1 pseudogene is annotated in these 733 nt (G+C 41.7%); it reads right to left on the bottom strand.

Features of this window, described 5'->3' with window-relative positions:
- Positions 1-733 (bottom strand): annotated as a pseudogene (locus L5M18_RS23255) (IS3 family transposase); the annotation flags it as partial.

A 733-nucleotide genomic window follows, 5' to 3' on the forward strand; every position in this document is an offset into this window, starting at 1 on the left:
ATTTGGCGTTAACCCACCATTATATTGATGGGGTCTAGTCTCGCTGTAATATCCAGTGATGTAATTTGTGATCTCTTTATCTGCTTCTGTGAAATTCCCATAACCACTTGCGGGTATCCATTCAGATTTCAAACTTCTAAAGAAACGATCCATCGGTGCGTTATCCCAACAATTCCCGCGACGTCTCATACTTTGCTTAATCTGAATGCGTCATATTAATTGTCTGAATTTCAAGCTCGTGTAATATGAACCTTGATCGCTGTGATATATCACATTCTCAGGCTTACCCCTTAACTCAAATGCCATTTTCAAAGCTTTAAAGGTTAGCTCACTATCTGGTGATAATAACAAAGCCCATCCAACAGGTTTGCGGGGAAATAAGTCTAGAGCAACCGCTAAATATGCCCAACGATTACCGACCCAAACATACGTCACGTCGCCACACCACACTTGATCTGGTYGAGTTACTKCAAACTGTCGATTWAGCGTATTGGGGATTGCAACATGCTCTTGTGTCGCTTTCCTATAAGAATGCTTAGGCTGCTGACAGCTTAATAACCCAAGCTTTTTCATTWGATTACGGGCTCGATAACGACTGAGACCAATCCCTTTATTAGTCACTAATTGCGCTATCGTTCGAGCACCGGCAGAGCCATGACTAATATGATGTGCGGCCTTCACTTCACTGCATAAAATAGTAAAGTCTGCATCAATATGTTCTTTTCTTTTTAGC

Source organism: Shewanella sp. SM20 (assembly GCF_025654545.1).
GTDB lineage: Bacteria > Pseudomonadota > Gammaproteobacteria > Enterobacterales > Shewanellaceae > Shewanella > Shewanella oncorhynchi.